This window comes from Pseudomonas sp. B392_1p (assembly GCF_052245235.1).
Classification (GTDB): domain Bacteria; phylum Pseudomonadota; class Gammaproteobacteria; order Pseudomonadales; family Pseudomonadaceae; genus Serpens; species Serpens gallinarum.
The window spans coordinates 32098-58326 of record NZ_JBQPXM010000002.1; the positions used below are offsets into that span (position 1 = coordinate 32098).

The 26229-nt window shown below is 62.5% G+C and carries 23 protein-coding genes and 2 pseudogenes; 8 read left to right on the plus strand and 17 right to left on the minus strand.

The genetic code is table 11. The features are described from left to right. Positions 1-74: 74 nt before the first annotated feature. The 5 genes from ACTV8E_RS02420 to ACTV8E_RS02440 form a co-directional block, all read right to left on the minus strand. Complete coding sequence (locus ACTV8E_RS02420; protein ID WP_443198349.1) at positions 75-1280, minus strand: CaiB/BaiF CoA transferase family protein; 1206 nt, start codon at positions 1278-1280, stop codon at positions 75-77. 77 nt (positions 1281-1357) lie between these two features. After that, positions 1358-2710, minus strand: a complete 1353-nt coding sequence (locus tag ACTV8E_RS02425) for an MmgE/PrpD family protein (protein ID WP_443198350.1) — start codon at positions 2708-2710, stop codon at positions 1358-1360. Then, positions 2707-3099, minus strand: coding sequence for a VOC family protein (locus ACTV8E_RS02430; RefSeq protein WP_251837279.1), 393 nt, complete (start codon positions 3097-3099; stop codon positions 2707-2709). The genes ACTV8E_RS02425 and ACTV8E_RS02430 overlap by 4 nt, the downstream gene beginning before the upstream one ends. A gap of 137 nt (positions 3100-3236) precedes the next feature. Further along, positions 3237-4400 (minus strand): acyl-CoA dehydrogenase family protein, encoded by a 1164-nt coding sequence (locus tag ACTV8E_RS02435; RefSeq protein ID WP_443198351.1) that lies wholly within the window; start codon positions 4398-4400, stop codon positions 3237-3239. A 130-nt stretch (positions 4401-4530) separates the two neighbouring features. Then, positions 4531-5358, minus strand: coding sequence for an FAS1-like dehydratase domain-containing protein (locus tag ACTV8E_RS02440; protein WP_443198352.1), 828 nt, complete (start codon positions 5356-5358; stop codon positions 4531-4533). Between the two features lie 273 nt (positions 5359-5631). Here ACTV8E_RS02440 and ACTV8E_RS02445 point away from each other — a divergent pair, with 273 nt between their 5' ends. From ACTV8E_RS02445 to ACTV8E_RS02455, 3 genes are all read left to right on the plus strand, one after another. Continuing rightward, the gene (locus tag ACTV8E_RS02445) at positions 5632-6543 is read left to right on the plus strand and encodes a LysR family transcriptional regulator (RefSeq protein ID WP_251837276.1); all 912 of its coding nucleotides are present in this window, start codon (positions 5632-5634) and stop codon (positions 6541-6543) included. 200 nt (positions 6544-6743) lie between these two features. Then, entirely contained in the window at positions 6744-7709 is a 966-nt protein-coding gene (locus ACTV8E_RS02450; protein ID WP_443198353.1) for a TAXI family TRAP transporter solute-binding subunit, read from the plus strand. A gap of 108 nt (positions 7710-7817) precedes the next feature. Beyond that, a complete protein-coding gene (locus ACTV8E_RS02455; protein ID WP_443198354.1) occupies positions 7818-10415 on the plus strand; it encodes a TRAP transporter permease in 2598 nt (865 codons plus the stop codon). A 141-nt stretch (positions 10416-10556) separates the two neighbouring features. Here ACTV8E_RS02455 and ACTV8E_RS02460 read toward each other — a convergent pair. Continuing rightward, positions 10557-10703 (minus strand): annotated as a pseudogene (locus tag ACTV8E_RS02460) (OprD family outer membrane porin); the annotation flags it as partial. A 100-nt stretch (positions 10704-10803) separates the two neighbouring features. After that, the gene (locus ACTV8E_RS02465; protein ID WP_443198355.1) at positions 10804-10992 is read right to left on the minus strand and encodes an OprD family outer membrane porin; all 189 of its coding nucleotides are present in this window, start codon (positions 10990-10992) and stop codon (positions 10804-10806) included. 117 nt (positions 10993-11109) lie between these two features. On the opposite strand from ACTV8E_RS02465, the gene ACTV8E_RS02470 reads away from it, so the two are divergent. The 5 genes from ACTV8E_RS02470 (at position 11110) to sodC (ending at position 16407) form a co-directional block, all read left to right on the plus strand. Beyond that, a complete protein-coding gene (locus ACTV8E_RS02470; protein ID WP_443198356.1) occupies positions 11110-11787 on the plus strand; it encodes a lysoplasmalogenase in 678 nt (225 codons plus the stop codon). A 222-nt stretch (positions 11788-12009) separates the two neighbouring features. Beyond that, entirely contained in the window at positions 12010-13197 is a 1188-nt protein-coding gene (gene nirJ / locus ACTV8E_RS02475; protein ID WP_443198357.1) for a heme d1 biosynthesis radical SAM protein NirJ, read from the plus strand. A gap of 119 nt (positions 13198-13316) precedes the next feature. Then, on the plus strand, positions 13317-14150 hold the full coding sequence (cobA, locus tag ACTV8E_RS02480; protein ID WP_443198358.1) for a uroporphyrinogen-III C-methyltransferase: 834 nt from the start codon (positions 13317-13319) through the stop codon (positions 14148-14150). Beyond that, positions 14141-15667: a cytochrome D1 domain-containing protein gene (locus tag ACTV8E_RS02485; protein ID WP_443198359.1), complete on the plus strand. Its 1527-nt coding sequence runs from the start codon at positions 14141-14143 to the stop codon at positions 15665-15667. The genes cobA and ACTV8E_RS02485 overlap by 10 nt, the downstream gene beginning before the upstream one ends. 221 nt (positions 15668-15888) lie before the next feature. Next, the gene (sodC, locus tag ACTV8E_RS02490; protein ID WP_443198360.1) at positions 15889-16407 is read left to right on the plus strand and encodes a superoxide dismutase [Cu-Zn] SodC; all 519 of its coding nucleotides are present in this window, start codon (positions 15889-15891) and stop codon (positions 16405-16407) included. Positions 16408-16521: 114 nt separating this feature from the next. Here sodC and ACTV8E_RS02495 read toward each other — a convergent pair whose 3' ends face one another. The 10 genes and pseudogenes from ACTV8E_RS02495 to nosZ all read right to left on the minus strand — a co-directional run bounded on the left by ACTV8E_RS02495 (position 16522) and on the right by nosZ (position 26197). After that, positions 16522-16959, minus strand: coding sequence for a CZB domain-containing protein (locus ACTV8E_RS02495; protein WP_443198656.1), 438 nt, complete (start codon positions 16957-16959; stop codon positions 16522-16524). A 51-nt stretch (positions 16960-17010) separates the two neighbouring features. Beyond that, positions 17011-17643, minus strand: a pseudogene (locus ACTV8E_RS02500) (methyl-accepting chemotaxis protein); the annotation flags it as partial. Positions 17644-17660: 17 nt separating this feature from the next. Continuing rightward, positions 17661-18404, minus strand: a complete 744-nt coding sequence (locus tag ACTV8E_RS02505; RefSeq protein ID WP_443198361.1) for an SDR family NAD(P)-dependent oxidoreductase — start codon at positions 18402-18404, stop codon at positions 17661-17663. Positions 18405-18522: 118 nt separating this feature from the next. Further along, on the minus strand, positions 18523-19713 hold the full coding sequence (locus ACTV8E_RS02510; protein WP_443198362.1) for an NnrS family protein: 1191 nt from the start codon (positions 19711-19713) through the stop codon (positions 18523-18525). 584 nt (positions 19714-20297) lie between these two features. Beyond that, positions 20298-20489: a twin-arginine translocase TatA/TatE family subunit gene (gene tatA, locus ACTV8E_RS02515; protein ID WP_443198363.1), complete on the minus strand. Its 192-nt coding sequence runs from the start codon at positions 20487-20489 to the stop codon at positions 20298-20300. A 46-nt stretch (positions 20490-20535) separates the two neighbouring features. Further along, the gene (locus ACTV8E_RS02520; RefSeq protein WP_273535503.1) at positions 20536-21099 is read right to left on the minus strand and encodes a nitrous oxide reductase accessory protein NosL; all 564 of its coding nucleotides are present in this window, start codon (positions 21097-21099) and stop codon (positions 20536-20538) included. Positions 21100-21121: 22 nt separating this feature from the next. After that, positions 21122-21952 (minus strand): ABC transporter permease, encoded by an 831-nt coding sequence (locus ACTV8E_RS02525; protein WP_273535505.1) that lies wholly within the window; start codon positions 21950-21952, stop codon positions 21122-21124. Continuing rightward, positions 21949-22872: an ABC transporter ATP-binding protein gene (locus ACTV8E_RS02530; RefSeq protein WP_443198364.1), complete on the minus strand. Its 924-nt coding sequence runs from the start codon at positions 22870-22872 to the stop codon at positions 21949-21951. Before ACTV8E_RS02530 ends, ACTV8E_RS02525 begins: the two co-directional genes overlap by 4 nt. Next, a complete protein-coding gene (locus tag ACTV8E_RS02535) occupies positions 22869-24173 on the minus strand; it encodes a nitrous oxide reductase family maturation protein NosD (RefSeq protein ID WP_443198365.1) in 1305 nt (434 codons plus the stop codon). Before ACTV8E_RS02535 ends, ACTV8E_RS02530 begins: the two co-directional genes overlap by 4 nt. A gap of 125 nt (positions 24174-24298) precedes the next feature. Then, on the minus strand, positions 24299-26197 hold the full coding sequence (gene nosZ / locus ACTV8E_RS02540; protein WP_443198366.1) for a TAT-dependent nitrous-oxide reductase: 1899 nt from the start codon (positions 26195-26197) through the stop codon (positions 24299-24301). Positions 26198-26229: the final 32 nt, after the last annotated feature.

Consider the following 26229-nt stretch of genomic DNA (forward strand, 5'->3'; position numbering starts at 1 on the left):
GGGCCTAAGCCCACCCGATAGTCGGTCACGCTACAGGGGCAGCAGGTTGGAGCCCACCCCGACATGTTAATGGGTCAAACCGCACCTTGCTCGCGCATACGCTGGACATCAGTGCCGGTGTAACCCAGCTCGGCGAGCAGGCTGTCGGTGTGCTCACCGAGGCCTGGCACCGGGTCCATGCGCGGCGTAAAGGCGGTGTTCTTGCCCGGCGGCAGCAACGCCGGAATCATGCCACTCGGGCTACCGACGTCCGTCCAGCGCTGGCGCGCCTTAAGCTGCGGATGAGCCCAGACCCCAGCCATGTCGTTGACATGGGCGTTGGCGATCGGCGCTGCGTCCAGGCGGGCAATCACTTCGTCGGCGCTCAGTGTGGAGAACGACTCGACAATGATGGCGCGCAATTCGGCGCGGTTTTCCGAGCGCTTGAAGTTGGCCGAGAAACGCTCGTCACGGGCCAACTCCGGTTGCAGCAGAACCTTGTCACAGAAGGCCAGCCACTCGCGCTCGTTCTGCAAGCCGAGCATTACGGTGCCGCCGTCGCCGGTGGGGAACGGCCCGTACGGGTAAATCGTGGCGTGAGCAGCGCCGGCGCGTGGCGGCGGCGTGGCGCCTTGGTAGGCGTAATACAGCGGGTAGCCCATCCACTCCACCAGGCTTTCCAGCATCGACACGTCCACGCGACTGCCTTCGCCGGTCTTGTCACGCAGCATGAGTGCCGAGAGCACGCCGGTGTAGGCGTACATGCCCGCCGCGATATCGGCGATCGAGCAACCAGCCTTGGCCATCTCGTCCTCGCCCGGACCGCCGGTGACCGAGAGGAAACCGCCCTCACTCTGGATCAGCAAGTCGTAGGCTTTCTTTTGCTCATAAGGGCCGCCTTCGCCATAGCCGGAGATGTCACACACGATCAAACGCGGGAAACGCTCGTGCAGGGCTTCGAAAGACAGCCCCATGCGCGCCGCGGCGCCCGGCGCCAGGTTCTGCACCAGCACATCGGCCTTGGCCAATACCTGTTCGAGCACACCCATTGCCTCGGCCTGCTTGAGATCCAGGGTCAGGCTTTCCTTGGAGCGGTTGGTCCACACGAAGTGCGAGGCCAGGCCATCGACACGCTCGTCGTAGCCACGGGCAAAGTCGCCGGAACCGGGACGCTCGACCTTGATCACCCGCGCGCCCAGATCGGCCAGTTGCCGGGTGCAAAACGGCGCGGCGATGGCGTGTTCCAGGCTGACCACGGTGATGCCGTCGAGAGGACGGATGTTGTTGTTTTGTACGTTCATGTCCGTTTCCTGTTGATTACCGGCGCAGGGCAAATGTGTTCAGCACATTCACCCTGTGCCCTGGCGGGCTTCTCGCCTTAGGCCAATTCGCTCAAATCCATCAACTGGCGCAAGCGCCAGCACTTATCGATCAGCACGCCCGCCTCGTCATCGCTGCGTGCGCCGGAGAACGCCAGCAGGCGGCGAAATTTGTCTTCCAGCTCGGCGCGGCTGAGGGTGTTGCCCGGATCGCCCTTGGGTTCATCGATGGAACCGCTCAGCGTGCGACCGTCCACCGTGGTGACCTTGACGCGGCCCAGCCAGCGTTGCGGGTAGGCGCCATCGACTTCTTCGTCGAGCGCCATGCGCACTTTCTCGCGAAACGCCCCGATACGCGGGTCGGTCAGCGAATGCTGGTGGAACTCCGGCAGCCCAGCCTTGCCGTACACGGCGATCAGCCCGAGCACGGTACCCATGGAGAACTTGGCCTGGTGCACGGTCTGCGGGACCACCACACGGCCGAGCACGTCGATGGCGCCCTGGTGCACACGGGTGGTGACACTGGCGATGTCGTCAGCGCTGAGGTTTTCACGCTGCATCAAGGCCAGCAGCGCATCGGCGGCCGGATGGGTGTGGCGGCACGAGGCGTGGAACTTGAACGAGGTTTCGATCAGCGCCCAGCGGCTGCCCAGGCGATCCGACAGCCAGGCCGGGTTGGCATCGCTGGACATCCCGGCGGCCATGCCCTGCTCGCCTTCGAGAATGTTCTTCGCGCCGCTCAGCCCTTCGGCAGTCATGTACGCGGCCAGCAAGCCATCGGCCGCTGCCTTGGCAGTGTGCAGCTGCTTGGAATCCGCCGCGTCGCGCAGGAATTCCCACAAACCCGCGGCCTGGGTGCCGGCACTGCCGAGCAGGTTGGTGAACTGCTCCTGGTTGAAATTCATCAGCTTGCCGACGCTCACCGCCGCCGCCAGGGTGCCCACCGTGGCGGTGGTGTGGAAGATGCGGTAGTGCGAACGACCGAGGAATTCGCCGATGCGAATGCCGGCTTCATAGCCGGCCACGGCGGCGACAATCAACTCGCGGCCGGATTTGCCCAGATCCTGGGCTGCCGCCAGGACGGCCGGAAACACCACGGTGGCCGGGTGCAGCACGGAGCTGTTGTGCAGGTCGTCCTGCTCCACCAGATGCGAACTGGCGCCGTTGACCAGCGCCGCGAAATACGCGGAGCTGGACTGACCGTTGACCAGGATGTGCGCCGGGCCAGTGGCCGGCCCCATCATCGCCGCGTAGCGCTCGAACAGCGGGATCGGGTGCGCGCCCTGGCTGGCCAGAGCCGAGCCCAGCCAGTCGAGAAACAGGTCTTCGGTACGGCTGATAACGGCTTCGGGCAACTGCTCGTAACGCAGGCCTGCCAAAAACTCAGTGAGCGCTTGAGTGTGCTGACTCATACAGCGTTCTCCACAGGATTCGAAAGTTCGATGAGGTTGAGGTCTGGGTCAAACAGGTAGATTGAGCGGATCGGTCCCATGGCGCCGGTGCGCTTGACGGGACCTTCCAGGATGCTCACGCCCTGGGCGTGAATATGCTCGATAACTGTTTCCAGCCGGTCTTTGACGATAAAACACAGGTCAGCCGAACCCGGCAGCGGAAAGGACGCCTTGGGCTCAAATTCAGCGCCCAGTTGATGCAGATTGATTTTCTGGTTGCCAAACGCCAGGGCATTACGGCCCTGGCCAAACACGACCGGTTGCATGCCCAGCACCCGACTGTAGAAATCGAGGCTCTTGGGGATATCACGCACCGTGAGTACCAGATGATCGAGATGGCTGATCTGCATGCTTGTCTCCGAATGTTCAGGGTGGATAACGACACCGTTATCCACTGTCCGGGTTACAGCTCTACCGTTGTCACGTGCCGCAAACAGTTCGTAGGGTGGATGTCGTTTTCTACATCCACCTCGACTCCGCTCGGTGGTTAGAAGGAGCGCGGCAGATCCAGCAAATGCTCCGCCACATACGACAGGATCAGGTTGGTGGAGATGGGCGCCACTTGGTACAGACGGGTCTCGCGGAACTTGCGCTCGACATCGTATTCGCAGGCAAAGCCGAAACCGCCGTGGGTCTGCAGGCAGGCATTGGCCGCTTCCCAGGACGCCTTGGCCGCCAGGTACTTGGCCATGTTGGCCGCGGCACCAGCGTTGCGACCGGCGTCGTATTCTTCACAGGCGCGCCAGCGCATCAGGTCGGCGGCTTCGATCTCGATGTGCGCTTCGGCAATCGGGAACTGCACGCCCTGGTTCTGGCCGATCGGCCGGCCGAACACTTCGCGGTCACGGGCATACTGGGCGGACTTCTCGATGAACCAGCGGCCATCACCGATGCACTCGGCGGCGATCAGGGTGCGCTCGGCATTCAGACCGTCGAGGATGTAGCGGAAGCCCTTGCCTTCTTCGCCGATCAGGCTGCTGGCGGGGATTTCCAGGTTGTCGAAGAACAGCTCATTGGTCTCGTGGTTGACCATGTTGGCGATCGGCTGCACGGTCAGGCCGTTGCCGATGGCTTCGCGCAGATCGACCAGGAAGATCGACATGCCGTCGACTTTCTTCTTCACCTCGGCCAGCGGCGTGGTGCGCGCCAGCAGAATCATCAGGTCCGAGTGCTGGACGCGCGAGATCCACACCTTCTGGCCGTTGATGACGTACTTGTCGCCCCTCTTCACCGCCGTGGTCTTGATCTTGGTGGTGTCAGTGCCGGTGGTCGGCTCGGTCACCGCCATGGACTGCAGGCGCAGCTCGCCGCTGGCCAATTTGGGCAGGTAGTAGCTCTTCTGTTCCTCGCTGCCGTTACGCAGCAAGGTAAACATGTTGTACATCTGGCCATGCACGGTGCCGGAGTTGCCGCCACAGGCGTTCACTTCCTCGAGGATGATCGAAGCTTCGGCCAGGCCCAGGCCCGATCCGCCGTACTCTTCCGGAATCATTGCCGACAGCCAACCGGCTTCGGTCAACGCCGCCACGAACTCTTCGGGGAAGCCCTTGTCTTCATCGATCTTGCGCCAGTATTCGGCAGGGAACTCGGCGCAGAGGGCGCGCACGCCTTCACGGATGGCGTTGTACTCTTCGTTCAGATTCGGATTCATTACAGCTCCTCGATTCTTGTCGTTGTGCTGGATGACGTAGGGTGGATGTCGTTTTCTACATCCACCGAAACTCCACACGGTGGATCGATAAAACGTGATCCACCCTACGCCGCCCTCTAAAAGTGATGTGTCAGTCGAATTCCACTTCAGCCTTCTGGGCGATACCGTCGGCATTGCCGGCCCACAGCTCGGCCCTGCCGGGGGCAACGATGCGCCCGCCCGTCTCGAAGGTCTGCGGCGCGATCAGCGGACGCACACCCCGGTAGGCGAAGCGCTTGACCCGGGCCTCGGGATTGGCGCGGCAGAAGGCGCGCAGGTTCAGGGTGGCGATCAGCGGACCGTGCACCACCAGCCCCGGGTAGCCTTCGGCTTCGGTGACATACGGCCAGTCATAGTGGATGCGGTGGCCGTTGAAGGTCACGGCGGAATAACGGAACAGCAGGGTCGGGGTCGGCTCCACCGGCTCGCTCCAGTCACCGGTCGGCAGTGCTTCGCCGCTGGTCAGCTTGGGCGGCGTGGGTTCGCGGTAGACGATGTCCTGCTCTTCGCGGATAGCCAGGACGCCATCCTGCAGGTAATCATGTTGCACGGTGACGAACAGCAGCGCGCCAGTACGGCCGTGCTTTTCTTCGATGTGCTTGATGGTGGAAACGCGGGTCGCTTCTCCGCCGACCTTGAGCGGCTCGAAGAATTCGACGCGGCCACCGGCCCACATGCGGTTGCGGTTGTCCGCCGGTGGCAGGAAGCCACCACGGGCCGGATGGCCGTCACTGCCCAGGCCAGTTTCGGCCACTGGCTCCTGGAAGAAGCACCATTGCCACAGCGGCGGCAGAGGCGAGCCGTGCGCCGGATTGGGCTCGCCAAAAGTTGCGGCGATACGCTTGATCAGGTTGCGGCTCAACTGGTCGTGAGCCTCTTCGCTACGCCCGATCCAGGCAGTAAAAGCAGAGTCAGTCATCGCTGGGTTCCCGCGCTTGTGTTTGTTTTTTTGCAGAATGCTATGAAGGTCGTGTTCCGGGAATCTCTATTTACAGAGGATGGCGTTCGGATATGCTGAACGCTTATCCCTAGGCGGATTGCATTGCAGGAGAGGATCATGGGCTGGCTTGCGGGCCTTAGGCCCTGTGTTTACTTCGCCGCAGACCCACCTGATCACCAGCCGGTTAGCTGCAATAACGTCTTGGCGAACGAGCTCACCCCACCAACGCGACAATGCTCACTGAGAGAACACATGCATTTCGATCTGGCCGACCTGCGACTGTTTATCCATATCGCCGAATCCCCCAGCCTGACCCAGGGCGCCCGGCGCGCACACCTCTCCCCGGCCGCTGCCAGTGCGCGCATCAAGGCCCTGGAAAGCCAGTTCGACAGCCGCCTGCTATACCGCGACAGCCGTGGCGTGGAGCTGACCCCGGCAGGCCAGAAACTGCTGCAGCATGCCCGTCTGGTGATGCGCCAGGTGGAGTACCTGAAAAGCGAGTTCACCGAATACGGCGCCGATAACGCCGGGCATATCCGTATTTTTGCCAACACTACGGCTGTTACCGAGTTCCTGCCGGAAATCCTCGCCGATTTTCTCGCCCAACGCCCCGGCGTCACCGTCGACCTGCAGGAAAAACTCACCCGCGACATTGTGCGCGGCGTACTGGATGGCTCAACCGACATGGGCATCATCGCCGGCCCGGTGAAGGCCACCGGCCTGCAGGCCATTCACTTCAGCACCGACCGTCTGCTGCTGGCGCTGCCAGTGGGCCACGCTCTGGCCGGCGAACAGAAAGTTACCTTGCAGCAAACCCTCGCTTACCAGCACATCGGTCTGCACGCCGGCAGCACGCTGCTGACGTTCCTGCATGACCAGGTGGAACGCCTGGGCGGCAAATTGTCGCTGCGCATTCAGATGTCAGGCTTCGAGGCGATCTGCCGGATGATCGAGGCGGGCGTCGGCATCGGCATCATTCCCGAATCCGCCGCCCGGCGGCACAGCCGCACCATGCGTCTGGCTACCGTGGAGCTCGACGAGACTTGGGCGGTACGCGAGCGCAGGGTACTGGTCCGCGACCTTGACGCCCTGCCCGGCAGCGTTCGCGCCCTGATTGCACGGCTGCAAGACGTAGGACGTGAGGAGGATAGTCGACAAGAATGAGGGCGTTATCTACCGTTTCCCAGATGATCCTGCTGGTTATACGCAAGACCGCTTCACACGACGACAACGCCGTCTTGCCCACCCCCGACTTTAGACGCGTCAACGGTGCTCTTTCAGGAGAATGGCCTGATAGACTCAGAAATCCCTAGAGCACTCGAAACGTTCTCGGGGCATTCAACAACAACTAAAGGAGTGCATCCATGAAAGGCAAATCCTTGGCATGGATCTTTTCCGCTGCATTAGCGGGTAGCGGTATGAGCGGCGCAGCGCAGGCGCAAGAACAATTCGTGACTATCGGTACCGGCGGCCAAACCGGGGTTTACTATGTGGCTGGCCAGTCGATCTGTCGCTTCGTCAACCGTAACGCTGAGAACATCAAGTGCAACGCCCCGGCCAGTGGCGGCGGTGTAGCCAACGTAAACGGCCTGCGCAGCGGTGAATTCAACTTCGGCATCATGCAGTCCGACCATCAGTACAAAGCGATGAAAGGCCTGACACCTTTCGAGAAAGAAGGCGCGATGGGCGATCTGCGTGCAGTCTTCTCCCTGCAGAGTGAGGTGTTCACCGTCCTCGCCCGTCGCGATGCCAACATCAAGAGCCTGGACGATCTGAAGGGTAAGCGCGTCAACATTGGCAACCCTGGTTCAGGCCAGCGCGACACCCTGGAAGAGATCATGCAGGTCAAGGGTTGGGACAAGTCGGTCTTTTCCTTGGCGTCGGAGCTCAAGCCCGCCGAGCAGGCCAGCGCACTGGGCGACAACAATATCGACGCCATGACCTACTTCGTTGGTCATCCGAACGGCGCGATCCAGGAAGCGACCACCACCGTGGACGCAGTGCTGGTACCGATCACCGGTGAGGCGATCGATAAGCTGCTGCAAGAGAAGACCTACTACACCAAGGCCGAGATTCCCGGCGGGCTGTACAAGGGCAACGACAACGCGACCCAGTCCATCGGCGGCAAGGCCGTTCTGTCGACGACCACCAAGGTCGATGCCGAGGTGGTCTATCAAATGGTCAAGTCGGTATTCGATAACATCGAGCGCTTTCAGCGTCTGCACCCTGCGTTCAAGGACCTCAAGCCTGAGGACATGATCAAGGTCGGCCTCACTGCGCCACTGCATGAAGGCGCCGAGCGTTACTACAAAGAACGTGGCTGGCTGTAACGGCCAGGGGCCTGACGGTGTTCGCCGCCGGGCCTGATTTCCCCCCAAAACCCGTGTGCCGCTCGGTCGCGGGTTTTGCCGTATTCGTTCTTCGACAGGCCTCACCCCATGCATGACAAAGCACTTTCCACTGAAGAGCTGATCGCCCAAGACGTCGGCGCACGATTGCCCGAGGGGCTAATGGCCCACGTGATCGCCGGCTTGGCGCTGCTCTGGTCGCTGTTCCAACTGTGGATTGCCTCGCCGCTGCCGTTCATCTTCCGCATTGGCGTACTCAACGATACCGAGACGCGAGCTATTCACCTGGCCTTTGCTCTGTTGCTGGCGTTTCTCGCCTATCCCGCCTTCAAGCGCTCGCCGCGTAATCGCGTGCCGCTGGTGGATATCGCCCTGGGCCTGGTAGCGGCCGCGAGTGCCGCCTATCTATTCATCTTTTATCAGCAGTTGGCGCTGCGTCCGGGCAGCCTGACCACCGCGGATCTGGTCACCGCCTGCATTGGCATCCCGCTGTTACTGGAGGCAACGCGACGCGCGCTTGGTCCGCCACTGGCGATCATTGCGCTGGCGTTCCTGATCTATAGCCTGGCCGGGCCCTACATGCCGGGCTTTCTGGCGCATCGCGGGGTGAGCTTCACCGCATTGGCCAATCACCAGTGGATCACCACCGAAGGCGTGTTCGGTATCGCTCTGGGGGTGTCCACCAGCTTCGTCTTTCTCTTCGTGCTGTTCGGTGCGCTTCTCGAGCGCGCCGGTGCCGGGCATTACTTCATCCAGCTGGCCTTCAGTCTGCTCGGCCATATGCGTGGAGGCCCGGCCAAGGCGGCGGTGGTGTCTTCAGCGCTGACGGGGATGATCTCCGGTTCGTCGATCGCAAACGTGGTAACTACCGGCACCTTCACCATCCCGATGATGAAGAAGGTCGGCTTCTCCAAGGAGAAGGCCGGTGCGGTGGAAGTGGCTTCCTCAGTCAACGGCCAGATCATGCCTCCCGTGATGGGCGCGGCGGCCTTCCTGATGGTCGAATATGTCGGCATTCCCTATGTGGAGATCATCAAGCATGCCTTCCTGCCAGCAACCATTTCCTATATTGCGCTGGTCTATATCGTGCATCTGGAAGCGCTCAAGCAGGGCATGCAGCCCATCGGGATTCCCCAGCACAAACCCTGGTTGCGCCGCCTGACGGGTTTCGCGTTCGGTGCTGCCCTGATTTCCGGCCTTTCGCTGGCCGTGTATTACGGGCTGGGCTGGCTCAAGCCGGCGCTGGGCGAGTATGCGTTGCCGGGCATTGCCGTGCTGCTGGCCGTCGCCTACTTGGGACTGCTCAAAGTTGCCGCGAGTAACCCGCCGCTGCCAGAGGAAGACCCGAACAAGCCGTTGAATGAACTGCCACAGACCCGCGCCGTGCTGCTGTCCGGTCTGCACTTCCTGTTGCCGGTGGTGGTACTGGTCTGGTGCCTGATGATCGAACGCCTGTCTCCTGGCCTGTCGGCCTTCTGGGGCGCGGTGATGCTGGTCATCATTCTGCTCACCCAACGCCCGCTGCTGTCATGGATGCGGGCCGATCACGGCGCCACCCATGGCGGCTTCGTCGATGGCGTGGTGGACTTGCGGGAAGGGTTGATCGCCGGAGCGCGCAACATGATCGGCATTGGCATCGCCACCGCAGCGGCCGGGATCATCGTTGGCGCGGTTTCACAGACCGGCGTTGGTCTGGTGCTGGCCGACGTAGTGGAAGTGTTGTCGATGGGCAACTTGCTGCTGATGCTGCTGTTCACCGCAGTGTTCAGCCTGATCTTGGGCATGGGACTACCGACCACCGCCAACTACATTGTCGTGTCGAGTCTGATGGCGCCGGTGGTAGTGGCCTTGGGACAGCAAAACGGCTTGATCGTGCCGCTGATCGCGGTGCACCTGTTCGTCTTCTACTTCGGCATCATGGCTGACGTGACGCCACCGGTGGGGCTGGCCTCCTTCGCCGCAGCGGCCGTGTCCAAGGGCGATCCGATCAAGACGGGCATTACCGCGTTCTATTACAGCCTGCGGACGGCGGCACTGCCGTTCCTGTTCATTTTCAACACCGATCTGCTCCTGATAGATGTGGACTTCTGGCATGGGGTGCTGATCTTCATCGTGGCCACCGGCGCGATGCTGATTTTTGCCGCCGGTACCCAGGGCTTTTTTCTGGTCCGCAGCCGCTGGTATGAAAGCGTGTTGCTGCTGCTGGTGGCGTTTACGCTGTTCCGCCCGGGTTATTGGACGGACATGGTGCACGATCCCTATCGCGATATTCCGCCGTCCGAGTTGGCGCAGGCGTTGGGCTCCGTGGATGCAAACAGCCAGCTGCGCCTACGTATTCGCGGTGAGGATGCGGTAGGCGATCCCCGCGAGTTTGCACTGCTGTTGCCCGTGCCGGAAGGCGCGAGCGGTGAGGAGCGGCTCGAGAAGCTCGGCCTGGCGCTGTATGAAGAGGACGGCAAGGTACTGGTTGACAGTGTCGGCTTTGGCAGCCTGGCCGCTGAAGCCGGTCTTGAGTTCGATCAGGAAATCCTGATCGTCCGGGCACCAACCGATCGCTGGACCAAGGAGTGGATGTGGCTACCCGGCCTTCTGGTGCTTGGCCTGGTGGTGTGGCTGCAGCGCAGGCGGGCAAGGCAGCAGGTGCCCGGTTCCGGTAGCACTGCACACCATCCGCACCCAGGCAATTGATTTGACAGCCGCCCTGCACCGCGTTCTGTGCAGGGCGGCTGGAGAAAAGCCAGCGAGTGATGGGTAGCCCAGCGTGCAACCCATCCTACGCCATGTATGCACCGTACCCAGCAGACTGAGGCTCGGCGTGAGAATCCAGCGTTACAGCAGCGGCAGGCTGTAGCTCAGCGTCAGGCGGTTGTGATCCTGGGTCGTACCGCCATCGGAGCGCAGCACGCCGTTGCGCCATTGCACGCCGACGCCTTTCAAGGCGCCGGTCGGCATAGCGTAGCTAACGAAGATGTCGTGTTCCTCTCGGTCTGCCCGCGGTTGGCCGCGTTATCCCATTTTTCCCTTTTGGTAGTCCCGGCACCCGGAGCTTGGCGAAGTCATAACCGTACTGGGCCAGCTAGCTCTTTTCGCCGGCACGGCCGAAGGTGTTGATGAAGCGCTGGGTGATCAGATACACGCTGGCACCGCTGGCGCCTTTGCCGGCCAGACTGGATTGACCCAACTGAGCGAAATCGCTATCGCCGCTGGATTTCTGATAGCCCGCCGACAGCGTATGACCCCTGCAGCGAGTAGCTGACAAGCCCACTAAGAATTTTATTCAGGTATAGATCCCAAAAAATAAACAAATTACATGACTGATTGACAGGGGCTCCCCCGCGCTACAGCCTCGAGAACACAACAAGAACGAAACCGGGAGCCACCCATGTCCGCCTTCCAGCGCCGCTGTTTTGCCGTTGCCGTTGTAATGGGGCTGATCTACCTCGCCCTGCTGCCCTTCAAGCCCTATCCCCTGAGCTGGCTACTCAAGCCCATTCCTATGTTGCTGTTTGCCCTGTTGGCCTGGCGTGCCTATCCCGGCGCGACGGGAGTCTGTCTGGGGATCGGCTTCGTGGCGGCGGCAGCGGGGGATTTTTTTCTAGATTATGGGGAGCGGGACGGACTGTTCATTCAGGCACTGCTCGCATTTCTGGTGAACCAGCTGGCCTTTGCAGCTGCGTTTACGCGGCTGTCGTCTGCCAAGCCCTGGCTGCTATGGCGCATGTTGCCGGTCACGCTGTATTGCCTCGTCCTGGCGCTGTGGCTGGTGCCGGCGGCCGGGGCCTATCAGTCGCCGGTGGCAATCTATCTGCTGTGCCTGTTCGTCATGGCAATCATGGCCTGCCGGGTCGAGCAGCAAGTGGGCCTGCTTTGGCTGGGCGCCATGCTGTTCGTCATCGCCGATTCGCTGATTGGCGTGAACAAGTTTGCGCAGCCGTTTCCGTATGCCATTCCGGTGATCGTCACCTGTTACTTCACCGGACAGACGCTGATTGCGCTGGGGCTTCTGCGTTTGCAGCCTCAAACAAAGGGCTTGAATAATTTCAGCGCTCAGACGACATAGGGCATCAGCTGACATTCAATGCGAGGCAGCGCCTACATGCAGGCATCGCCGCACCGACGTAGCGGTGCCCGTCTCAAGTGCGGGCACTGTCGATCGGCACGCCACCTCCCCTTCGCACCAATTCCCTACCGCTAGTCAGCCTTTTATTGTTTCCGATCAAGGATTGGCATTCGCGCCTCGGTAATCCTGCCGCCATAGACGTATGCGGTGGGAGTCGCCTTCATGTTGAGAATCAGCCATTACCTGCGAGCCCTCGCCCATCCCGGTGCCGGGCCCGTGCTCGGCGCCCGGGGCACGCCGGGGCGGCGCCCGCCGGTGGTGATCTGGAACCTGCTGCGCCGTTGCAACCTGACCTGCAAGCACTGCTACGCCACCTCCGCCGACAGTGAATTCCGCGACGAGCTGGACACCGCCGAGGCGCTGCGGGTGATCGACGACTTGCACGCAGCCGGGGTCAAGGTATTGATTCTCTCCGGTGGCGAACCGCTGCTGCGCGACGACATTTTCCTGCTCTCCGACTACGCCCGCGAGAAAGGCTTCTTCGTCGCCCTGTCCACCAACGGCACGCTGATCGACGCACACAACATCGAGCGCATCGTTGCAGCTCGCTACGACTATGTCGGCATCAGCATCGACGGCCTGGAAGCGGTGCACGATGACTGGCGCCAGCTCAAGGGCAGCTTTGCCGCTTCGATGCACGCCATCGACCTGTGCCGTCAGCATGATATCCGTGTCGGCCTGCGTACCACGCTGACCCAGCACAACTACCCGCAACTGCCGGCGCTGCTGGAGCTGATGCGCGAGCACGACGTGCAGAAGTTCTACCTCTCACACTTGAATTACAGCGGGCGCGGCAAACGCAGCCGCAAGGCCGATGCCCATCACCAGATGACCCGCGACGCCATGCGCCAGCTGTTCGAGCAGGCCTGGGACGATGTGTGCAACGGCCGCGAAACCGACTTCGTCAGCGGCAACAACGACGCCGACGCCATCCTGCTGTTGCAGTGGGTCACGGAAAACCTGCCGCAACACGCCGAGCGCCTGGAGCTGATGCTGCGCGCCTGGGGCGGCAATGCCTCGGGCAGCGGCATCGCCAATATCGACAACATCGGCGACGTACACCCGGATACTTACTGGTGGCAGCACACCGTCGGCAACGTGCGCCGAACCTCGTTCCGCGAGATCTGGCTGGAGCAACCCGAGCCGCTGCTGGTGCAGCTGCGCGAGCACCCGCGCGCCGTCGAAGGCCGTTGCGCCCAGTGCCGCTGGCTGTCGATCTGCAACGGCAACACCCGTACCCGCGCCTGGGCCGCCGGCAACCTGTGGGGCGAGGACCCCGGCTGCTACTTGAGCGATGAAGAAATCGGCCTGGCCCAGCCGTCCTGCATTCCACGCGTGGAGATTGCCTAGAACACCCCGGTGCGGGAGCGGCTCCAGTGCTCCTGCAAGCAAACGCCACCCAGCGGTCACAGAGCCGTATTTGACCAAGCGTCAGCCGCCCAACCTCGATGAGAATTTCAGGAGTCCGCATGGATCAGCCCACCTTTCCCGCTTCGCTGTGTGCCACCTTAGCCCCCGGCGAAGTCGCCCTGGTTGGCGCCGGCCCCGGTGATCCCGGCCTGCTCACCCTGCGCGCCTGGAGTTTGCTGCAGCAGGCCGATGCAGTGGTGTACGACCGCCTGGTCGGTCAGCAGCTGATTGATCTGTTACCGGCACGTTGCAGCTTGCACTACGTCGGCAAGGCCAGCGGCTATCACAGCCTGCCCCAGGAACAGATCAACGAGCTGCTGGCCGCGCTGGCCCTGGGTAAACGCCGTGTCGTTCGTCTCAAGGGCGGCGACCCATTCGTTTTTGGTCGCGGCGCCGAGGAGCTGGAATACTTGCTGGAACGCGGCATCGACTGCCAGGTAGCACCGGGCATCACCGCTGCCGCCGGCTGCAGCACCTATGCCGGCATCCCGCTGACCCATCGTGACCTGGCGCAGTCGTGCCAGTTCATCACCGGCCACCTGCAGAAAGATGGCGAGCTGGCCCTGCCTTGGGCCAGCCTGGCCGATAACGGCAAGACCCTGGTGTTCTACATGGGCCTGGCCAGCCTTGATGAGATCTCCCGCAACCTGATTGCCGCCGGGCTTCCCGCCGACACACCCGCCGCACTGATCGGCAATGGCACCCGTGAAGATCAACAGGTGGTGCGCGGCACCTTGCAACAGCTTGCCGCACTGGCCCGCGACAACCAGCTCAACGCGCCGACGCTGACGGTGATCGGCCGCGTGGTCGGGCTGTTTGCAGAACACACCGTCGGTTATCCGGCCCGCCTGCAGGGCCAGCGAGAAAGCCGTGAGGAGGCCGTATGCGGCTGATTGCGACCTTCCTGCTGGCCGCCGCAGCGCTACCAGCCGCCACTCATATGGCCCTTGACCAGGCCATTCCCCATGCCGAGGCCGCCACGTCCACATCGACCGCCCACGCGCTGTATGAACAGCAGTGTCAAAGCTGCCATGGCGCCAATCGTCTGGGCGGCGCCGGTCCTGCCCTGCTGCCGGAAAGCCTCGGGCGCATCAAGCGCGCCGAAGTCCGCCAGGTGATTGAGCAAGGCCGTCCGGCCAGTCAGATGGCTGCGTACGGCGCCGTGCTGGATGCTGCGCAGATCGACGCACTGGTCGACTACCTGTACACCCCATCCGCCGTGCCGCCGACCTGGAGCGACGCCGATCTGCGCGCCAGCCAACGCATCTTCGCCGACGTGGCCACGCAGCCCGCCACGCCGCAGCACGGCGCCGATCCGCTCAATCTATTCGTGGTGGTGGAGGCCGGTAACCATCAGGTGCGCATCCTCGACGGCGACCACTTCGAGGAGCTGGCCAAGTTCAAGTCCCACTTCGCGCTGCATGGCGGGCCGAAATTTTCACCGGATGGGCGCTTCGTGTATTTCGCCTCCCGCGACGGCTGGGTCAGTGTCTACGACCTGCACAACCTGACCATGGTCGCCGAGGTGCGCGCCGGCCTGAACACCCGCAACCTGGCGATCAGCAACGACGGCCGCTGGGCACTGGTGGGCAACTACCTGCCGGGTGAACTGGTGGTGCTGGATGCCCGCGACCTGTCGCTGGTGAAGCGCATCCCGGCCACGGGGCTGGACGGCGTGACCTCACGCGTCAGCGCCGTGTACACCGCGCCGCCACGCGACAGCTTCGTGGTGGCGCTCAAGGATGTGCAGGAAGTCTGGGAATTGTCCTACGCCGGCACGCCGGACTTCGTGCCGCGCCGTATTCAGGCGAAGGACTTCCTCGATGACTTCTCCTTCACTCCCGATTACCGCCAATTGCTGGCGACCTCACGCAAGGCCCAAGGCGGCCAGGTGATCGACCTGGACAGCGGCAGGGCGCTGACCGACATTCCCCTCCCCGGCATGCCGCACCTGGGCTCGGGCATCTACTGGCAGCGCGACGGCAAATGGGTATTTGCCACGCCCAACGTCAGCCAGGGTCTGATTTCGGTGCTCGACATGCAGACCTGGGAGTTGATTAAAGAAATTCCCACCGAGGGGCCGGGCTTCTTCATGCGCAGCCATGAGAACTCGAAATACGCCTGGACCGACGTGTTCTTCGGCCCCAACAACGACGCCATCCACCTGATCGACAAGCAGTCATTGGAGGTTGCCCACACCCTGCGCCCAGTGCCCGGCAAGAACGCCGCTCATGTGGAGTTCACCCGCGACGGCAAGCACCTGCTGCTCAGCGTCTGGGACACCGACGGCGCCCTGCTGGTGATCGAGTCCGACACCCTGAAGGAGATCAAGCGCATCCCCATGAACAAGCCTTCGGGCAAGTACAACGTGGGCAACAAGATCGGTTTTGTGGAGGGGACTTCGCATTAAGTCTTAGTAGGATGGGACGAGGCGCTACGCAAAGGTCGTGATTGAACACTTAGTGGCGCGCCGATTCCCATCAAGCTGGGCCCAGCATCGCTCTATGGGTTTCGCTGCGCTCAACGCCATCCTACAAAGCCAGCCGGCGCCGTATGTCGCGCAAGGGCCTTGGCGCAGCGGGCTCGCCTAGACTTTTCATCTTGTTTGCAGATGACTCCGGAGCGAGCCCCATGACACTGAAAACCGCCTCTCTACTGGCCCTGTTGCTGGCTAGCGGCAGCGCCTTTGCCGACACCTCGGTCACCCTGCATGCCGTCAGCGCCGAGGGCGTTGGCAAGGCACTCGGGGACGTCACCATCAGCAGCACTGAGTACGGCCTGGTGTTCACCCCCGATCTCAAGGGCCTGCCACCGGGCCTGCATGGTTTTCACCTGCATCAGAACCCCAGCTGCGACCCCGCCGAGAGCGACGGCAAGATGACCCCCGCCCAGGCGGCCGGAGGGCATTACGATCCGCACAGCACCGGCAAGCACGGTACGCCGTGGGGCGATGGTCATCTGGGTGATCTGCCCGGTTTGTACGTCGAAGAAAAAGGCACGGCCACCCAGCCAGTGCTGGCGCCACGCCTGAAGGAATCCGACCTCAAGGGCCGTGCCCTGATGGTGCATGCCGGCGGCGACAACCACGCCGACAGCCCCGCACCGCTGGGAGGTGGCGGTGCCCGCATTGCCTGCGGGGTGCTCGAGTAATCGCCGAGCAACCGTCCAGGGCTCCACACAGGACGTGTGGAAGCCCCAAGTAAACGTTGTGGGGCCGACTTCATGTCCGCTGACGGCTTAATCGGCCTGATCCAGGCTAACCAGTCAGGCGACGCTGCCTACCCCTCGCCCCTTCACCGATTCCCGCACAGTAACCAGCTCGGTGACGATTCGCATCACATCCAGGTTGGCCTCTTCCATCTGCTCGAGATGCTGCAGGGCGACCTCCAGTCCATCGCGGCGGAACGCCTCGATGGCCGCCTGGCCCTGAGCATGCACCGCAGTGTGCGGGCGCTCGATGCGCCGGAAGAGGTCCTGGTTCTGCAAGTCCCGCCGACCCTCACCGTAATACCAGCGGCCGAAGCGGCATTCCTGCTCGCTGGGCAATTGCGGCTTGGAGCTTTTGGGACTGCCGAGCAGATGGTTATAGACCACGAATTTAAGCGACAACTCGTCCAGGTTGGCCAGTTCAAGACCGGCGCGAAACGCCGACTGTTCGGTGCCTTCGCGCATCGTGCCGGCCAGCAGATGCAAGTTGCCCATCGCCTTCACCGCCTCTTCGGTGGTGCGGCTGAAATCATGGGCCTGGGTGCTTTGCGTCTGGATGTAGTCATGCACGTCATGGGTTTCGCTCTGCACTTCGTTGATCTTGCTGACGATATCGGCAGTGGCTAGCGCGGTTTTTTCCGCCAGTTGGCGAATCTCACCCGCCACCACCGCAAAACCGCGCCCGGCATCGCCAGCACGGGCGGCCTCGATGGCCGCATTCAGCGCTAGCAGGTTGGTCTGGCTGGCGATGCCACTGATGAGATCGACAATGCCATTGATTTCCTTAGAGTGACTCGCGAGGATTTCCACCTTGTGGGACGCCTCGGCCAGGCCGTTTTCCATGTGACTGGCCTTATCGCGCAGTTCGCCGAATTTCTTCTGATTACCCAGCGCCGCGCTGGCCACCTGTTCGGCATGGCCGCGATTCTGGCCCAGCTGACCGGTCAAGTGCTCGAAGGAGTCGCCCAGATGATTGACCGATGCGCTGAAGCGAACCAGATTACCCGCCACGCCCCGGTAATAATCGAGTTGACGCTGACTGGCCTGCGTGTCACAACGCGCTTCGGCGAGCTCGCGCTCCAGGGCGACGATCCGCGCGGCCTGCTGCTCATTGGCCAGTCGCAAGGCTGCACATTCTTCACGCAACAACCGTGCGCTGTTTCCCCACTCGAAGCCCATCTGCGTTCTTCCGCCTTTCAGTTCAGTGTGTAGCCGTTATCAGCAACCCAGTCTTGGCCATACACGCCGCGAGCACCTTGGGAGAGCTGGAAAACAATGACCTCGGCCACTGCGGCGGCATCAAGAAAACGCCCCGGCAGCAAACGCCGGGTGACCAGGTCAGCCACCTGCTCGAACTGGTCGTCGCTCAAGCCCAGCTTGTCCCAAATCGGTGTCGCGGTCGGCCCGGGTGACACCATGTTGATGCGCACCTCCAGGGGGGCAAATTCCTGTGCCAGGGTACGCACCTGGGCGGCCAGGGCCGCCTTGCTGGCGATGTAACCGGCCAGTCCCGGGAAGCTTGAACGAATTAGGAAGCTGCCGATGAACACCACGGAGGCCGGCGTCGCCAATTGGCCGCGCAGCGCCGCCAAGGTGTTCAGCGCACCGGCGCCGTTAACCCCCCATTGCCGGTCGAACGCCGCCAGATCCAGGCTGTCGGACAGCTCGGCGATCCCCGCATTGGGTACCAGGTAGTTGATCGGCCCCAGCTCCACGACCCGCTCCGCCAGTCGCTGCAGGTCGTCCCTTGAGGTCACATCACCGGCATGCCAGTGCAGGAGGGTGGGGTAGGTTTTCTGCAAGCCCGCCAGCTCGCCCTGAGTGCGCGACAGCGCCACGACCCTGCAGCCCCGCTGCAGCAATGCGGCACACAGGGCCAGACCGATCCCGGAACTGGCCCCGGTGATCACCGCCAGACGGTTTGCGAATTCGTTTTTCATCACAACCTCCAGGCTCGGCATCGGCCGGGCACCTGCTGCCTCGCTTACGAATCGGGCAGCGTCTGAAATCAATGGCGCGGAACGCGGCTCACCCGGACCAGTGAGCCGTATGAATGGCTTAACCCGGATGCCCATCCACGCGGGCTTGCACCAACATCGGCGCGTAACGCCAGACGTAAATAGCCAGGGCTAACGCCCAGCAGAACGCTGCCAGCCACAGACTGTGCAGCGGCCAGACCCCGCTGAGAAACACCCGGGCCACGCTGCCGAGGTTGAACAGCGCCAGCCCCCACGCCATGCCCGCCGGCAACTGCAAGGCGCGACCGGTATGGCCAAGGGTGACGCGGGCGATCATCGCCAGGATCAACCCGCTCATGGCCCCCACCGTCAGGGCATGCAGCCAGGGACTGGATGCGGCCAGCAGGCCGAAGTGCCAGAACGCCAGACCGAGACAGGCCACCACCAACCACAGCATCGCCAGGTGCAGCGACCACAGCAGCGGCACGCCCCAGATACCCGCGTCGTACCAGCGCGCCAGACGTAGCAGATGCCCGGCGCCGAGGGCCAGGAACAGCGCGCCAATCAACATATTCGGAACCTGGGCCAGACCGATGGCATGCAGGATGGCAATCAGCGCACTGCCCACCAGCAACGACCATTCCAACCAGGGCCAGGCTTTAACCTGCTCCACGCGGCCCACGCCGCGCTGGGTGAAGAAGGGGATCACCCGACCGCCGATAAGCGACATCAGCGCCGCCACCAACCACAGGCCAGCCAGAATGCCTTGGCGTTGCAGCGCGTCGTTGCCCTGGGTGAGACCGGCCAGCACCACGGCATCGACAATTACCAGCAGGCCCAACACCGCCACGATGGGGTAGTTGCGCGTTTGTTTCACTGCCCACAGCAGCCGCGCCATCTGTGCAGCCAGGACGATGAGAAACAACAGCTCCAGCGGAATCAGCACCGGCAGCGGCAGGTTGACCAGCCAGCCGATGCGGGCAGCCAGCCAGATCACCGCCAGGACCAGCAGCGGCGTACCGGACAGGCTTGGTTGACCGGTCCAGGTCTGCACTGCGGTAAGCAGGAAGCCGGCGACGATGGCCACAGCAAAGCCGAAGAGCATTTCATGACGGTGCCAGGCCAGCCAGCCACCGGTGGGCTGCCAGTCCGGCAACGCGCCGAAGAACGCCAGCAGCCACAACGGCACCGCCACCAGCGCATACAGGCTGCCGGCCAGGAAGAACGGCCGGAAGGCCAGACGCCAGACCGGAGGAATGCTCAAGGCTTTGCGTTTATCGATAATGTTCACAGCAGGCCTCCAAAAAACTTGCCATTACGCCCGCGACTGCGATGAAACGGGACAGCGGAACCAACGCCCTCGACCATACGGGAGGCGTAGTGCTCTTTCTACAGGGTCTGGAGGTGTCGGCGACTTGATTGCAATCAGCTTTTGCCGATGCGGCAAAAAAGCGCAGAGGAATTTCGCCTTTTGAACACGGCATCATCGCGGTGCTCACACACGTCCGTAGGGCGGCCTCGCCCGTTGCACGGTGTTGGGATGGAAGCACGGTGCATCCCGGGCAGCCCGCCACGGCGCATGCACGGAGCGTCGTGGCAAACGCCATCACAAAAGCGGCGGGATGCTCGCCGTAGGCTCGCGAGGCCGCCCTACTCGAGTAGCGTCCCCGTCACCGTGCAAACCCGTAGGGTGGCCTCGCCCGTTGCACGGTGTTGGAAGGGAAGCACGGTGCATCCTGGGCAGCCCGCCACGGGGCATGTACGGAGCGTTGTGCAAACGCCATTACAAATGCGGCGGGCTGCTTGTCGTAGGCTCGGGAGGTTGCCCGACGCCAAGTAGCGTTCCCGTCACCGCGCGTATCGCAACCCACGTATTCAGCGGCTCTCGCGGGCCTCTGCCTTGACGGTTTCGGGCTGCGCGGTGGTGCTCTCATCGCTTACGGCTTTACGGAAGCCGCCAATCGCCCCGCCGAGGTCGGACCCCAGGGTTTTCAGGCGTTTGGTGCCGAACAGCATGACCACGATCAGCAATATGATCAGCAGCTGCCAGATACTGATACCCATCATGCGTATGTCCTCTCAGGTGTGAATCGTTAGGGGCAGGCCGCGGCCATCAGTGATGGCTGTGCCCATGGCTGTGCATGTCAGGCATGTCGTGCCGCATGCCGCTGCTGGCGATGTCCTGTAGCAGTGCCTGGCTGATGTCTTCAAAGCGCAGCACGCGACCCTGTTTTTCGCGGGCCAGTGCATGTGCCGCCTGTTCGTCAGCGAAGGTGGCAAGCACGCCGCCCATGGCGACCGGCACGTCGATGCCAGAAACGTACCAGGCCGTGCGTGCATCGATCAGTTTGGCGTCGTCGGGGTGATTCCAATCGGTATCGGACATATCGTGAACGTACAGCGTGGCATCTAGGTGCAGGTTTTCCGGTTGCAGCCACCAGCCGAACATTTCCGCCGTGGAGCAGAACTTGCGCACGCCGTTCTTTTCCACTGCCTGTCCCTTCGGACCGGGAAATTCAGTGATGATCATGCCGCAGACGTGGCATTCGTCCCCGTCGTGAAAGGCCACCGGGTCCAGCGTCACGACTTCTTTTTCGGTTTCGCCGCAGGCCGCCAGGCCCAGGCACAGCAGCGTGATGGAGAGCGCGCGTACTGCGCGGGTGGAGAAGGTAATCATCTCGTTTACTTCCTTAGTCAAATCACGCCAGACGGCGACGGAAAACCCAAAAGGCCAGCGCCAGCATGGCGCCCGCCCAGAGCAGCAGGCACAGCCAGAGCAACGAGCCTGCAACAGGCAGGTCAGTGCCCAGCGACAACACGCCCATGGCATTGCCGCCACCTTCGAAGCCGGAGAGGTTGATCAGCCGGTAGATGTCAGTTGGGTTGAGCAGCAGCAGCCAGGGCAGCAGGTCCGGGCTGAACTTGCCCTGACTCATCACCAGCAGCGCCAGCAACACCAGATCGAAGACCAGCACGAACAGGAACCACACGCCCAAGGCCAGGCCGGCGGCGCTGGACTTCTCGCTGACCTTGCTGCTCAGCACATAGGCCATGGCCAAGAACACCCAGCCCAGCAGCGTCGAGGAGACCATGAAACGGCCGAACGCCCAGAGCAGCGTGCCCAGTTCGATGTCCTCCACCAGCACGGCGATGGCCAGGGCCGCACAGCCGAAACCGATCAGCACCGCCAGGGCAAGGATCAGCCCGTGGCCGACGAACTTGCCCAGCAGAATCTGCCCACGGCCCAACGGGTAGGTCATCAGCAGCATCAAGGTGCCGCCTTCGTCCTCGCCGACGATGGCGTCATAGGCCAACAACAAGGCAATCAGCGGCATCAGAAACGTGGCCAGGCTGGCCAGGCTGGCGATGGTCGCCGGGATCGAGGTGAAGCCCACCTGCCCAGACGCCGCTGCGCCGAGCCAGGCAATGCCCACGGCCAAGGCGGCGAACAGCAGGCTGATGGCCAGCAACCAGCGGTTGCGCAAGCCATCGCTGAGCTCCTTGCGGGCGATATTCCAGATCTGGTTCATGGGTGCACCCCTTGGTTACCGGCTTCGGCGCGGTTCATGTAGTAGCGGTACAGGTCTTCCAGGGAAGGTTGCTGAATCTCCACATCCCCTACCTGGTGCTGGCCGAGCACGTCGCGCAATAGGCTGAGCTTGTGGCCGTTGACCGCCACCACCTCGATGCTGTCATGCCCCAGGGCGCGTGCCTGGTGACCGGCGTCGCCCCAGTGCTGCAGTAATTGCGTGCTGTGGGTCAGGCCACTGGCACGGATGCGCGCCGGCAGGCCGGCTTCCTCGCGCAAGCTGGCCAGGCTGCCGACGGCCTGCAAACGGCCCTTGGCAAGAATCGCTGCACGGTTGATGTGCGCCTCGACGCCGGGCAGCACGTGGGAGCAAAGAATCACGCTGGTGCCGCTCTGGCGCAGGCGGTCGATCAGCAGGTAGAGATCCTGGGTGGCAATCGGGTCCAGACCCACGGTGGGCTCGTCGAGCAGCAACAAGCGCGGCTCGCCGAGCACAGCCTGGGCTAGACCGAGGCGCTGGCGCATGCCCTTGGAATAGGTTTTCACCCGTCGGTCGGCGGCGTGCCCAAGGCCGACCTGCTCCAACAGTTCGTCCACCTGATGCTGCGGCGTGCCCTTGAGGCGCGCGAAGTGCCGCAAGGTTTCGCGGCCGCTGAGCTGCGGGTAGAAGGTCACGTTCTCCGGCAGGTAACCCAGCTGGCGGCGGACTTCCGGATCGTTGGGGTTGCGGCCGAGCACGCTCACGCGACCTTCGCTGGCCTGCAGCAGACCCAGAATAAGCTTCATAGTGGTGGTCTTGCCGGCGCCGTTATGGCCGAACAAGCCCAGCACCTCACCCTCGGCGAGCTGCAGGGACAGTTCGTGCAGAACGGTCATGTTGCCGTAGCGCTGGCTGACGCCCTGGATATCAACGGCCTTCATGACAGCGGCTCCTGTGCGGGCTCTTTCTTCAACATGGTTTCGGTGGGCAGTTGCATCAGCGGATAGCTGTCCTGCACGCCCGGAGACTTCATTACTGGGAACGCGCGCTGTACCCAGCGCAGCAGTTCGATGCTCGGGCTGTTCATCAGTAGGCGCACCTGCGGGTACATCCATAGAAGGCGGTCGACATTATCGTTGGGCTCGTAAGGCACGTCGCCCAGACCGTCGTCATTGCGGTCCCACCCCAGGTAATCGCTCCAGTAGTTGCCCCGGCCGTTCTCGGACCATTCCTGGGTGCGCACCGCCACGTATTTGACTTGCTGCTCGTTGGCAACGAAGGCGTTGTCGACGATGCGGTTGTTTTCCGAGCCGGCAGTGAGATGGATGCCTAGATTGCTGTGCTCGAAATGGTTGTGGGCGATGTCGTTGAACAGCGAGTTGTAAATGAACACCGCCTTGCCTTCGCCGCCCTGGATCATGCTATCGCCGCCAGTGTCGCCGGCCTGCACGTCGGTGACGAAGTTGTCCTTGAGCGTCGAATAGGTGATGTAGTTCATCAAGATGCCGTAGTTGCGATCATGCTCGGAGCGGTTGCCGATTACGGTCAGCTTGCGACTCTGCATCAGCGCGTAACCCGTGCGGGTGCGGCGCGTGATGTTGCCAATCACCTGGTTGTCGTTGGCGAACATGTAGTGGATGCCGTAGCGCAGATCCTCGATGAGGTTGTGCTCAATGCGGTTGCCGTTGGAAGTGTCGATGTAGACGCCGTCGCGGGTTTCACGGATATGGTTGCCGGCGACCAAGGCGCCACGGGCGTTGAACAGGTGAATACCGTTGCCACGGTCCTGGGAGCGCACCGTCGGGTCGCCCTGAACCTGGTTGCCGATAATCTGCACGTTCTCGGTGCGGTCGGCCCAGACGCCGAAGCCCGCGCCACGCAGCCGGTTGTTGCGTACGATCACGCCATCGGCGCCGCGCCCGATGAAGATCGCCGAGTTCATCTCGGTGAGGTCCTGGCCCCAGTCACGCAGGTCGCAGTTTTCGACCACCACATCGTTGGCGCTGATGGACAGCACATTGCCCCTTCCCGCCGAGCTCAGCACGGCGCCCGGTGCGCACTGCAACCGTAGGCTCTGGTCAATGCGGAAGTTGCCGATGTATTCACCCGCCGGCAAGGTCCAGTGAGAATCGCCCGCCGCTATCAAGGGCAGGTCGGTAATGGGTCGCAGGTCCGCAAGGGCGGTACCCGCGCAAAACAGGAGTGCAGACAACACCCCGTTAACAGCCTGAGATCTGAGCAAAACACTACCTCTTCAGGGCCAGGCGGTTGATACAACCGGCGATCATCGGGGATCGCCAGTTGCGTACACGGTGCGAGCCGAGCGGTTCGGAGAGATCCGTTCCGCACGCACTCGCTACTCAGCCGTTAGGCCTTTTCAACCATCATGCGGCCCATCATCTCCATGTGCAGGGCATGGCAGAACCAGCTGCAGTAGTACCAGAACACCCCGGGCTTATCGGCCGTGAAGGTGATGGACGAGGTCTGCTGCGGGCTGATTTCCATGCTCACACCGTGGTTGACCATCACGAAGCCGTGGGACACGTCTTCGATCTGGTCGATGTTAGTGATGGTCACGGTGACTTCATCGCCTTGTTTGACGGTGAAATCGGTGATGCCGAAGGCCGGGGCCATGGAGGTCATGTACACCCGGACCTTCTTGCCGTCGCGGATGACCTTGTTGTCGGTCTCCAGGTTGATCCCGTCCTTCTTGGCCATTGCCACAGTGCCTGCGAAGAAGGGGTCGTTGCGGTCCCAGATCTTCTTGGTCTTGATCTGGTCGCGACGGGCCATGATGCAGTCGTGCGGTTCGGCGAAGGTGGGGCCGTCGTGCACCAGCTTCATCACGTCGCCGGAGATGTCGATCAACTGGTCGTTCTCCGGGTGCAGCGGACCGGTGGGCAGGAAACGGTCCTTGGAGAACTTGGACAACACCACCACCCACTTGCCATCGGCTTCGCTGGTTTCGGTCAGCGACGCATGGTTATGGCCTGGCTGGTAGTGCACGTCCAGCTTCTGCTTGATGTAATTGACCTTCTCGCCCTTGTAGGCGCGGATCGCCTCGTCAATGTTCCACTTGACCAGTTGGCTGTCGATGAACAGCGTGGTGTAAGCGTTGCCACGGCCGTCGAAGGTGGTGTGCAGCGGACCGAGGCCCAGTTCCGGCTCGGCGACCACGGTGTCACGTTCGTCCTTCAGCTTGCCGGCGAACAGGTCGGGCAGCTTGGCGATGGCGATTACGGTACAGGTTGGCGACAGCTTGCCGTTGGCGATGAAGTACTTGCCGTCCGGCGAGGTGTTGCAACCGTGCGGGTTCTTCGGCACCGGGATGTAGCGGGTAAAGGGGCTGTTCTTGCCGTCTTTCTTACGGCCGTCGACCACCGGCACGCCGTCCATCATGACGAACTTCTTCTCTTTGACGGCCTTGTCGATGGCATGCACGTCGAACACCACGACCCAGTCACGCTCGTTGCGCATGGTGCCGCCCAGGTCCAGGGCGCGCTCGGAGTTGTAGCAGGTGGCGGCGGCGAAACGACCGGTGTAGTCGGCGTCGAGGTTGTCCAGGTTGCCGTCGACAATAACCTGCCAGGCCACTTGCATGGTTTCGGCGTCCACCGCGCTGAAGCAGGTAAAGCTGTTGTCGGCGGAGAGATCGAAACTGGAGCCGTCGTTCGGGTGCGGAATGAAAAACTCACCGTTGCAGAACACGTACTTGGTGTGCGGCACCTTCTGCAGACGCAGACCGTGGATGGCCTGGACGTTGGGGATGGTGGTGATCTTGTCCGTCTTCATCACGTCCAGACGGATACGTGCGACGCGGGTGTTGGCCTTGTCGTTGATGAACAGGTACTTGCCGTCGTACTTGCCGTCGGTCATCGAGATGTGCGGGTGGTGGCAGTCGCCGTTCTGGAACTTGGCACTGTCGCCGAGGACGCGCTTGCTCTCGTTGGTCAGGCCCCAACCGGTGGCGGAGTCGACGTTGAACACCGGGATGCGCATCAGCTCGCGCATCGAGGGGATGCCCAGCACGCGCACTTCACCCTGGTGACCGCCCGACCAAAAGCCGTAGTACTCATCCAGTTCGCCAGGGCCGACGTGGGCCTTGTTCTTCGCTTCCTTGGCCGCAGCGGCCCAGGTTTCGCGGCTCATCACGCTGGTGCCCATCGCCGTGGCGGCGACCGCCGCACCGGTCAGCGCGCTGGCGCCGAGGAAGCCGCGACGGCTGAGGCCGTTCTTCACTTCCGTTTCGTTTTTCTTGTCACTCATGGGTTTTGCTCCTTAGGGACAACATTACTGTC

Bases quoted from the DNA above. Each gene is read 5' to 3' on its own strand.
- ACTV8E_RS02420 (WP_443198349.1), bottom strand. From the start codon at position 1,280: ATGAACGTACAAAACAACAACATCCGTCCTCTCGACGGCATCACCGTG.
- ACTV8E_RS02425 (WP_443198350.1), bottom strand. From the start codon at position 2,710: ATGAGTCAGCACACTCAAGCGCTCACTGAGTTTTTGGCAGGCCTGCGT.
- ACTV8E_RS02430 (WP_251837279.1), bottom strand. From the start codon at position 3,099: ATGCAGATCAGCCATCTCGATCATCTGGTACTCACGGTGCGTGATATC.
- ACTV8E_RS02435 (WP_443198351.1), bottom strand. From the start codon at position 4,400: ATGAATCCGAATCTGAACGAAGAGTACAACGCCATCCGTGAAGGCGTG.
- ACTV8E_RS02440 (WP_443198352.1), bottom strand. From the start codon at position 5,358: ATGACTGACTCTGCTTTTACTGCCTGGATCGGGCGTAGCGAAGAGGCT.
- ACTV8E_RS02445 (WP_251837276.1), top strand. From the start codon at position 5,632: ATGCATTTCGATCTGGCCGACCTGCGACTGTTTATCCATATCGCCGAA.
- ACTV8E_RS02450 (WP_443198353.1), top strand. From the start codon at position 6,744: ATGAAAGGCAAATCCTTGGCATGGATCTTTTCCGCTGCATTAGCGGGT.
- ACTV8E_RS02455 (WP_443198354.1), top strand. From the start codon at position 7,818: ATGCATGACAAAGCACTTTCCACTGAAGAGCTGATCGCCCAAGACGTC.
- ACTV8E_RS02470 (WP_443198356.1), top strand. From the start codon at position 11,110: ATGTCCGCCTTCCAGCGCCGCTGTTTTGCCGTTGCCGTTGTAATGGGG.
- nirJ (WP_443198357.1), top strand. From the start codon at position 12,010: ATGTTGAGAATCAGCCATTACCTGCGAGCCCTCGCCCATCCCGGTGCC.
- cobA (WP_443198358.1), top strand. From the start codon at position 13,317: ATGGATCAGCCCACCTTTCCCGCTTCGCTGTGTGCCACCTTAGCCCCC.
- ACTV8E_RS02485 (WP_443198359.1), top strand. From the start codon at position 14,141: ATGCGGCTGATTGCGACCTTCCTGCTGGCCGCCGCAGCGCTACCAGCC.
- sodC (WP_443198360.1), top strand. From the start codon at position 15,889: ATGACACTGAAAACCGCCTCTCTACTGGCCCTGTTGCTGGCTAGCGGC.
- ACTV8E_RS02495 (WP_443198656.1), bottom strand. From the start codon at position 16,959: ATGGGCAACTTGCATCTGCTGGCCGGCACGATGCGCGAAGGCACCGAA.
- ACTV8E_RS02505 (WP_443198361.1), bottom strand. From the start codon at position 18,404: ATGAAAAACGAATTCGCAAACCGTCTGGCGGTGATCACCGGGGCCAGT.
- tatA (WP_443198363.1), bottom strand. From the start codon at position 20,489: ATGATGGGTATCAGTATCTGGCAGCTGCTGATCATATTGCTGATCGTG.
- ACTV8E_RS02520 (WP_273535503.1), bottom strand. From the start codon at position 21,099: ATGATTACCTTCTCCACCCGCGCAGTACGCGCGCTCTCCATCACGCTG.
- ACTV8E_RS02525 (WP_273535505.1), bottom strand. From the start codon at position 21,952: ATGAACCAGATCTGGAATATCGCCCGCAAGGAGCTCAGCGATGGCTTG.
- ACTV8E_RS02530 (WP_443198364.1), bottom strand. From the start codon at position 22,872: ATGAAGGCCGTTGATATCCAGGGCGTCAGCCAGCGCTACGGCAACATG.
- nosZ (WP_443198366.1), bottom strand. From the start codon at position 26,197: ATGAGTGACAAGAAAAACGAAACGGAAGTGAAGAACGGCCTCAGCCGT.